Source organism: Achromobacter sp. JD-1, assembly GCF_038594925.1.
Taxonomy (GTDB): domain Bacteria; phylum Pseudomonadota; class Gammaproteobacteria; order Burkholderiales; family Burkholderiaceae_B; genus Achromobacter; species Achromobacter spanius_C.
Genome location: NZ_JBCGCS010000038.1, coordinates 1 through 8,675, shown reverse-complemented (window position 1 = coordinate 8,675; position 8,675 = coordinate 1). Strand labels below are relative to the sequence as shown.

Genomic DNA, 8,675 nt, shown 5'->3' with positions numbered 1-8,675 from the left:
CCCCATCGACCATCAACTGGAGCTAAAAATCGAAACCGGCTCCGGCGAGGTATTGAGTGCTACGTATTTCGCGCCGATGACGGGCAGCCTGCCGCGTCGGCCTGAAGCCCGTGCAGTTCATCGGCGATTTCGTCCAGTCTCGTGCGCAGCGCCGCCAGTTAAGGTAGCAAGATAGGCCGAATCTAACGACTGCGTTTTGAGCGCACACGCCGTCGTAAGGAGAATATTCATTAGCTCCTACAAGGTCATGCTTGGATCCATTGCATCCACCAGCCCTGGTAGTAACGTCGACCGTCGATCTCTTCAAAGCCGCAGACCATCATGCCTCGGTCCGACGAGAACGTTAGCAATTCCGGCTGTAGAAGGTCGGGGATTGCGCCCTTGGCGGTCGCCCCGAACTTTTGAAGGCCGTCCATGGTCATGACGCGGATGTACCGCTTCATGTCATCGCGCATGATCGAGTACATACGGACCGCGCCGGTGATCGCCGGAGCAGGGTCTCGGTCGGGACGTTTTACGCCGAGGTGGTGGGTACGAGTAACCGTGCAAAGCATGATGCGCGGGGGGAGGGGGGAGGGGGGGGGGGGGGGCTGTATGGATGTACAGTATAAACTGAATGCGGCTGGCCCTTGTGATTGTTGGGGCGACCGCCTTGTTCGGTCATGCTGGCCGGTCAGTGCGGGACTTGGCAACGCTGGTCCAGAGCTTCGGTGACGGAAATGCCACGCCAACCGATTTTTCAGTTACACCTCAAAATGTTGCATCCGTTGACCCAAGCGCGCTGAATTCGGGAAACGGAGCGAACCGGCTCTCGGAGAACCATCATGCATAGCGTTGTGGAACTGGGCGCGATGGCCGCGCGCTGCGGCGAGTCGATATTGTCTTGCCCCTTTCTTGAAGGCCCACAATATGCCGGGGCATAGCGGGCAGCCAATTCATGAGTGGCAGGCGGCTGTGGACGCCTGGGAAGCGGGATGGCTATCCGCTCAGGATGATGTTTGCGGTCCACAGCCGGCGTCACGTGTCCTTGATGATGATGTCCTTCTGATAGGCTTCCCCGCAGGCGCCGGCGTTCGATAGAACATCGCGCCGACGTCTAAGAGGCGGTCGAGTTCTTCGGCGTCCAGCTTCCCACTGCATTTGTCTAGGCAGAAGGCGTATTCATTTAGGATGTCCGCCCAGTCCCCGAAATGGCGTGGAGGTGTGGAGAGAAGCATCATATTTGCAAGATACTCATCTGAGTTCATCGTCATCTCTCCGCGCGCTGACGTGATTTAGCCCAAGACGGATCTCTGCAAAGAGCGTTCCCGATGGCGGTCGCCAGAAGGCTTAGCCTGGATGCTGGAGTTGTTCAGCCGCTAAACTCGGGGCGGGACAGGTCGGAGCGCAACGGACCGCTGGTGCCGTTATATTGGTTCAATGGCGTCCGGAAGCTGATATTTCGAATTTCCCACCTCTTGTCGCACCGGATGCCAGGTGAAGGCGTCTTCAGGCACGCTTTCGTTCAATAGCGCCCGGGCGTCGGGCGTCGGGTAGGACGGATCGATCCATCGCCGAGCAACATCCGGGGGCAGCGCCACAGGCCGCCTGGCGTGGATGTCCACCATCCCCCCTTGGGTGTCGTTCGTCACGATAGCGAACCCATGTGCGGCATCGAGTTCAGCGCCCGGTTCCCACGCGGTGAGCGCCGCAAAGTAGAGCGGGCCTTCGCCATGTATGTAATATGGTTGTTTGTTGCCGTCCGGCTGCACGGGCCATTCATACCACCCATCGGCAGGCACCAAAATTCGACCGGCGCCGATCAGGAAGCGCCAGGGCCACCCGTTCTTCAAGATGGTCTCCAGCTTCGCGTTGCTCATAAAGTGCTTGGAGTCGGGGCGCTTATAGCCCCAGGGCAGGCGTGCCATCGCTTCCGCTCCCTCGGCCAGGCGATGCAAAGCGAGCGGGCGTGTGCCCGGGGGTATGTTGAATCGCGGCCCCGTTGGGTCCGCGAAGATCTGGCCCAAATTGGTAAAGATCCGCTCGACGTAATCCAGCGGACCCGACTTCTGGACAATTCGACCGCACATCGCTGACCTCGTCGGAAGGAGCTGTCAGTTCAGTATAGGCCGGGCTCTTTTAGGCCCCCGCCTCTAGTCCTCTCCCGGCCCCAAAGATTCCGCGATCCCTTCTTGCACATCGAGCAGGAAAGCGCTGGATTCGGGTGTCTGGATCATTGATGGCACGGCGAGTTCAACTAAGCAAGTGAGCAACTCAGTGAACCACCATTTCACATCGACTCCAACTGGAGCGACATGGGTATAGGTCAGGTAGCTGACCGCACGTGTGACTATGTTGGGATCTCGACCGCATTCGATCACGTCAGCGACTTGCGTAGCTACGATTCGCATGAATTCGCCCGCAAGCTTCGCCACGGCAATCTCGGGTGTTCCCTGTTCTGACCATAGGGCGCCTCTCGCCAAATTCCGGCAGGCGATCTGCAATGCAGCAAGGTCAACGTTTTTCAAAGGCCTTCCTTGCAGGTTTGGTGTGACATGACCGAGAGTGACCTGATTCTGGCGGCTGACAGTACTTGTATTCCGGCCAGAAAATTCCGGCAAGTTATTGTTCAGATCGAAGAAATCGCCGTGCAGGGGCGATATGCGGCATAGACAGCGCACCCAAACGATTCCACATCTGGCGCGCACGTGGCAAGCAGAGTAGCTTCCGTCTCGGGCTAGATTTGTTGGTGCGGCTCGCTCACAACCTCCTCGGAAGAAGGGATCGCCCGCCACAACAACGATCACGTCCCGCCTCTCAACCGCCGAACTTGCTGTCATTCGGACGCTATCCGATTCGGAGAAGGCGGACGGCATGGTGCTGGGAACGGGACCAGCCTGGGTGTCAGGCCTGGGCGCATCTTGGCCCTGCGCGCGCCAGGCTCAAGGGGCTTTCGCGGCATATAGCCGCTCGCTACGCGCGCTTTATATTCCACGTCCCCTTGCCCCCGGCGCTTGTTCCGCAGGGCGCCAGTGCTCCCGTCCTGCCACCCTGGCTGGGGCCCTCTTCCAAGGAGCACTACATGACGCACGCCACCCTCGCTGAAGCCCGCCTGGTCCCCGATCACGATCGTCTGGCCTTCTTGCCCAAACACTTCGGCAGCCGGCTGATGCTGCGCGGAGAAATCTCCGTCTACAACTGGCTGGATCGTCTGTCGCAGGAGTACAGCGGCGGCTTCTGGCACTACTACGAAATCCCGAACGGCTTCTACATGGCGCCGGCCGACTACGAGACGCTTCACATCGTATGGCCCATGAACTGGTGCGACCGGACCATGTCGGCGGACGCCGCCGGCATCGTGGCAACGCTGTACGCCCTGTGCGAACTGTGCAGCCAGTACCGCAGCGACGACCTGGCCGAGAAGTACCACGCCCTGCGCGACTTCGCCGGCGAACACGCCGAGGCAAATGCCATCTTCGCGGCGATCGATTGACGCCATTCCGGCCCGCTTCGGCGGGCCTTTCTTCTTCTGAGCACCATCAGGCCATCGTGGCTCAGCCCCTGCTAAGTGACGCTGCAGGGGAACGGCTGCGCTTTGAAGTTGGACCGTTGAAAGCCATACGGGGTGGCGGGTCTGCGTTCCCGGTCAGGGTGCCACGTCGTTCTCGCGTTCAATTGCGGCGCGGCACCGGCTGCGCCGGCGCCACTTGCGGCCGTTGGCCGTCTTCGACACTTGAGTAACTGTGTTCGATGTCAAACCTAAAGAATGTTGTTACGGGCCGGCCCATCCGCAGATAGCACCAATCGACGACAAAGCCCGCAAACGGCAACAACGGGATCAGCCAAGGGTTTGCTACGCGAGTGTAGGTAGCCCCTGCATACTATGTTCGAGATCTAGGCATGAACAAGGAGTACAACCGTGTATCTGCCATCGCTGGCCGAGTGCGCCCAGGCGCGCTCATCGACCATGGCGTGGCTGTGGGCCTCCAGCGGGCTCGCTACGGAGATTCGTGACCAAATGCGCACTGCCTCTCTACTGCGGCCCAGCAGCATCTGATGCCCAACCAGTGATTTCGACGCGTCGCGTTCGGCGAACTGTGAACGAAGGGTTGAGTGTCTGCTTCTTAAAATCGCCAATTGCGGCTCTTGGCCGAGGGTAGCCGGTGGTGACGAGTGGCTTCCGACCGAAAACAGTAATTGAGCCTAGAGGCCTGGCTCTGACACTAGCCGTGGATGCCAAGCCATCCGTTCATTCCCACGTAAATGCCCACGGCAATGATCAGCAGGCTGGAGAGATATGGCGCCCGCTGGGCCACCGCGCTAAACCATGGCGCGCGTTTGTTGACTTGGCGCACACTGAGCGCCGCGACGGCTCCAACCGTCACCAGCGTAATGGCCAGCCCGATCGAGAAGCACAGCACCAGCACGGCGCCCAGCGTGAACTCCTTCAACTGGAGGCACAACAGGAGCACGGTAATCGCCGCCGGGCACGGAATCAGCCCGCCGGTCAGGCCGAACAAGGCGATCTGCCAGTTGGTCACGTTCCGATTCGTGAAACGTCGGCGAATGTCATTGGCATGGGCTAACTGGTGCGCATCCTGGTATCCCTCGCCCGCCACATCCAGCCCTCGCAGTTCTTCGTGAAGGTGGTCATGCTGGAACTCGTCCGGTTCCATGAAAGCGATGTCAAAGCTGTGGACGTGCCCGCCGTGGCCCAGGGCCAGGCGCGCCATGAACTCGTGCGGCTCGGGAATTTCCTCGAGCGACTCCAGATAGCCGTCCTTCTGCGCGAATCGGAATTCGTGGCGCGTCCCGTCGACCGTCTCGGTCGTCACGGAAACGTCCTGCGCCAGCCAGTTCCCGCCCCGCAGGCTGGTCAGCCTCCAGCGCGGCACAACACCGTCCTCGAACACCTCCAGCGCGACCAGGCCGTGCCCGGTATCGATCTCGCGCCGCTCCGGGCCGTGGGAATGGCCCTCATGCCCGTGGCTGTGGCCGTGATCGTGGTCATGGTGGTGATGGTCATGGCCCGCGCCATGCTGATCCCGCCAGGTTCGCCAGAACATCCATGCCGCGATCAGCACGATGACCATCCCGGACGCCAGCTGGAAATACGGCTCCAGCTCCTCCGCCGCGACTCCGCGCCACAGATACATGCCGCCCAGGCCGATCCCCCACACGATCAGGGTGTGCGAAATGGTCGCGGTGATGCCCAGCAGCACCGCCTGCCATACCGATCCCCGGATCGCGACGATGAACGCCGCCATCATCGTCTTGGAATGGCCGGGCTCCAGTCCGTGCAGAGCACCCAACAGAATGGCGCTTGGAATAAACAGCCAGGCGTGCGACGCACCCTGGGCGATCAGATCGGAAAACGACAACATGGATAGTGTTCTTAGAGGTACTTGGTGATTTCTTTGAACTCGTCGATCGCGCGCTGCCTGTCCTCGTCCAGCTCGCCCACCGCATCCTGGAGGCAGTGGTCGATATGGTCTTGAATGAGGATCTTCTTGGCCTGGGAAATGGCACGCTCGACGGCATGCAACTGCTGGGCCAGATCAAGGCAGGGGCGGTGTTCTTGCATCATCGACAGAATGCTGCGCAAATGCCCTTCCGCCCGCTTGAGACGTTTGGCCACGGCGTCGTGATGATGATGAGGATCGGGTGCGTTCATGCTCAAATCATATCCTCCCCGGGGGGATACCACGCGAGAAACCACGTCGCCATTCGGGGAAACGAAAAAAAGCTGATGTAGCGATCTCTACATGATTGCAGAGATCGAAACACCTTCTTATTCTGCTCCCTATGGACACCCCGCTCGCCTCCTCCTGGTTTCTGCTTATCGTCAGCCTGCCCACCGGCGGTGCCACGGCGCGCATGCGCATCTGGCGCAAGCTAAAGGCCCTGGGCTGCGCCGCGTTGCGCGATGGCGCCTATCTGCTGCCGGCGCAGGCCGAGCAGGTATCCCAATTGGCCGATCTGGCTGCCGAAACAAACGAGGAAGGCGGCCAAGCCTGGCTGCTGCGGGTCCAGCCCCAGGACGATGACGAGTGCGCCTCGTTCCAGGCCCTGTTCGACCGCTCGGCCGACTACGATGCCTGGCTGGCGGAACTGGCCCAGGCGCGTCAGACGCTGGCCGCTTTGAACGCGGCGGAACTGAACCGCCTGTTGCATCGGTACGAACGCAGCTACCAGGCGTTGCGTCGGATCGATTTCTTCCCGGCCGAAACCTCGTTACGTGCTCAGGCGCAGCAGCGCGATTTTGCCAATGCCATCGAATCCCTCTTGTCGCCCGGCGAACCCCATGCAGCCCAGGGAGGCATCGCGCGCCGCGATCCCATGCATCATCGGGGCCGGCTCTGGGCGACCCGGCGCCATATTTGGGTAGACCGGGTCGCCTGTGCGTGGCTGATCCAGCGTTTCATTGACCCGTCCGCGCGCTTTCTATGGCTGGAAGCCCCTGCGGAGTGCCCCGCCGATGCCCTGGGCTTCGATTTCGACGGCGCCACCTTCACGCACGTGGGCGCCAGGGTGTCGTTCGAGGTCCTGCTCGCCAGCTTCGGCCTGGACGAGAACCGTGGCCTCGCGCGCCTCGGCGCAATGGTGCATGCGCTTGATGTAGGCGGCGCAGCCGCGCCGGAGGCCGCTGGCTTCGAGGCCATGCTGGCCGGCGCGCGCAAACGCCTGCCGGACGACGATGCTTTGCTGGCCGAAGTCGGCACTGTGCTGGACTCCCTGTACGCCCACTTCTCCAGTGGGCGTAAGGCCTGATCTCTTTTCCGTTCAAGTGCGCAACCATGAACCCCGCTCAAGAATCCACCAGCGACAGCGCGGCGCCACTCGTCTCGCATCCAGCCTATACCCTCTGGCAACTCGTCGGGTATTTCATCCGGTTGGGGACGCTGGGCTTCGGTGGCCCGGTTGCCCTGGCCGGCTATATGCATCGCGATCTGGTGGACAGGCGAGGGTGGATTACCGACGGCGACTATAAGGAAGGCTTGGCGCTCGCCCAACTCGCGCCGGGCCCTCTGGCCGCGCAGCTCGCTATCTACCTCGGTTACGTGCATTACCGTATCCTCGGCGCCACGCTCGTGGGAATCGCCTTCGTGCTGCCGTCGTTCTTCATGGTCGTAGCCCTGGGATGGGCATACTTGCGTTTCGGCGGCCTGACCTGGATGCAAGCGGTGTTCTACGGGGTAAGTGCGGCTGTGATCGGCATCATCGCCATCAGCGGCTACAAGCTCACCACAAAGAGCGTGGGCAAGGACAAGCTACTGTGGGCCATCTATCTCGTGCTGGCCGCCGTCACAGTCGTTACCGAATCAGAAATCGCATGGCTGTTTTTGGCGGCCGGCCTGATTGTCTGGTTTTGGCGCGCGCCACCCAGGTGGCTGAAGTCCGGGAACCTGTCGGCCGCCGCCGCGGTATCCATGCCAGCAGGGGCTACGCTGAGCACGCTGGACTGGCCACTCCTCTGGCAGATAGGCGTGTTCTTTGCCAAGGCAGGGGCTTTCGTCTTCGGCTCTGGGCTGGCCATCGTGCCGTTCCTATATGGCGGCGTGGTCACCGACTTCCAGTGGCTCAACGACAAGCAGTTCGTCGATGCTGTAGCGGTAGCGATGATCACGCCCGGACCCGTGGTCATCACCGTGGCCTTCATCGGCTACTTGGTCGCCGGACTCCCCGGGGCCTGTGTGGCGGCCTTGGCCACTTTTTTGCCTTGCTATCTGTTCACCATCATTCCAGCGCCGTACTTCAAGAAGTACGGAAAGCTGCCCAGTATTCTCGCATTCGTTGATGGCGTGACGGCCGCGGCGATCGGCGCCATCGTGGGCGCGGTCATCGTTATCGCCCGACGCACGATCGTCGATGTGCCGACATTGATGTTGGCAATATCAGCAGTGCTGTTGCTGTTGCGATTCAAGAAACTGTCCGAGCCGATGATCGTTGCTGGCGCGGCGTTAATCGGCTTGGCGGTTTATCCACTGGTGCACTAAGTTCTTTTTCCAGGAGCCCATCATGCAATGGATCACTCGTGAACGGCCCAAGATCGACCGCATCGCCTGCCCGTGGCTAATCGCCCGTTTTATCGACGAAACGCCAGAATTTCTCTACGTGCCGCCAGGCGACGTTCTACGCATTGCCAAGGAAGTCGCCGCGATTCCCTACGACATCCCAGGCGTGGAACTATCGCATGTCGGAGAACTGTGCAGCTTCGACGCTTTTCTCGATAAGTACCGGTTGGCAGATAACCCGGCGTTGCAGCAACTGGCCGGAATCGTTCGCGGTGCCGACACTTCGCGCCTGGACCTGACCCCGCAGTCAGGCGGACTGTACGCGCTGTCGCTGGGCTTGTCGCACCTTTACACCGACGACCACGTCATGCTCGGCCATGGCATGGTCATGTACGACGCCCTGTTCGCATGGTGTCAGTCGTGCCAAGGAGAAACGCATCGATGGCCACCGGCGATGCCGACGACATAAGGCGCGATTCCAGACTGAGCAACAACATCTTTGGGAGACCCTCATGCAAAGCATATCTGTTCCCGAACTTGCACTCTGGCGTAATGCGGAGTTTCCCCATACGCTAATAGATGTGCGCCGCAAGCTCAGGCGCAACGAGATTCTATGGTTTGGGTCAACCCATAACCGGCCGCAATTTCCCAGGATCGAAGGACTGACCAGTGCGCCAGACC

General features: G+C 60.8%; 10 protein-coding genes. 5 read left to right on the top strand and 5 right to left on the bottom strand.

Annotation, left to right across the window (positions count from 1 at the left end):
- Window positions 1-245: 245 nt before the first annotated feature.
- On the bottom strand, window positions 246-467 hold the full coding sequence (locus tag WBR68_RS30310) for a hypothetical protein (protein WP_230696127.1): 222 nt from the start codon (window positions 465-467) through the stop codon (window positions 246-248).
- Window positions 468-834: 367 nt separating this feature from the next.
- Between WBR68_RS30310 and WBR68_RS31545 the strand changes: the two genes are divergently transcribed.
- A complete protein-coding gene (locus WBR68_RS31545; protein ID WP_370641295.1) occupies window positions 835-1,080 on the top strand; it encodes a CrpP-related protein in 246 nt (81 codons plus the stop codon).
- A gap of 326 nt (window positions 1,081-1,406) precedes the next feature.
- Here the strand turns inward: WBR68_RS31545 and WBR68_RS30305 are convergent, their stop codons facing one another.
- Window positions 1,407-2,069 (bottom strand): SOS response-associated peptidase, encoded by a 663-nt coding sequence (locus tag WBR68_RS30305; protein ID WP_230696126.1) that lies wholly within the window; start codon window positions 2,067-2,069, stop codon window positions 1,407-1,409.
- Between the two features lie 63 nt (window positions 2,070-2,132).
- Entirely contained in the window at window positions 2,133-2,819 is a 687-nt protein-coding gene (locus WBR68_RS30300) for a hypothetical protein (RefSeq protein WP_230696125.1), read from the bottom strand.
- Between the two features lie 242 nt (window positions 2,820-3,061).
- Here WBR68_RS30300 and WBR68_RS30295 point away from each other — a divergent pair, with 242 nt between their 5' ends.
- Window positions 3,062-3,472 (top strand): antirestriction protein, encoded by a 411-nt coding sequence (locus tag WBR68_RS30295; RefSeq protein WP_230696124.1) that lies wholly within the window; start codon window positions 3,062-3,064, stop codon window positions 3,470-3,472.
- Between the two features lie 730 nt (window positions 3,473-4,202).
- Here the strand turns inward: WBR68_RS30295 and WBR68_RS30290 are convergent.
- On the bottom strand, window positions 4,203-5,363 hold the full coding sequence (locus WBR68_RS30290; RefSeq protein WP_230696123.1) for a nickel/cobalt efflux transporter: 1,161 nt from the start codon (window positions 5,361-5,363) through the stop codon (window positions 4,203-4,205).
- Window positions 5,364-5,374: 11 nt separating this feature from the next.
- The gene (locus tag WBR68_RS30285) at window positions 5,375-5,653 is read right to left on the bottom strand and encodes a metal-sensing transcriptional repressor (RefSeq protein WP_230696122.1); all 279 of its coding nucleotides are present in this window, start codon (window positions 5,651-5,653) and stop codon (window positions 5,375-5,377) included.
- A gap of 131 nt (window positions 5,654-5,784) precedes the next feature.
- On the opposite strand from WBR68_RS30285, the gene WBR68_RS30280 reads away from it, so the two are divergent.
- The 3 genes from WBR68_RS30280 to WBR68_RS30270 are packed head-to-tail and all read left to right on the top strand — an operon-like array spanning window position 5,785 to window position 8,463.
- Window positions 5,785-6,750, top strand: coding sequence for a chromate resistance protein ChrB domain-containing protein (locus WBR68_RS30280; RefSeq protein WP_230696121.1), 966 nt, complete (start codon window positions 5,785-5,787; stop codon window positions 6,748-6,750).
- 26 nt (window positions 6,751-6,776) lie between these two features.
- Window positions 6,777-7,976, top strand: coding sequence for a chromate transporter (locus tag WBR68_RS30275; RefSeq protein WP_230696120.1), 1,200 nt, complete (start codon window positions 6,777-6,779; stop codon window positions 7,974-7,976).
- A 22-nt stretch (window positions 7,977-7,998) separates the two neighbouring features.
- A complete protein-coding gene (locus WBR68_RS30270) occupies window positions 7,999-8,463 on the top strand; it encodes a chromate resistance protein ChrB domain-containing protein (RefSeq protein ID WP_230696119.1) in 465 nt (154 codons plus the stop codon).
- Window positions 8,464-8,675: the final 212 nt, after the last annotated feature.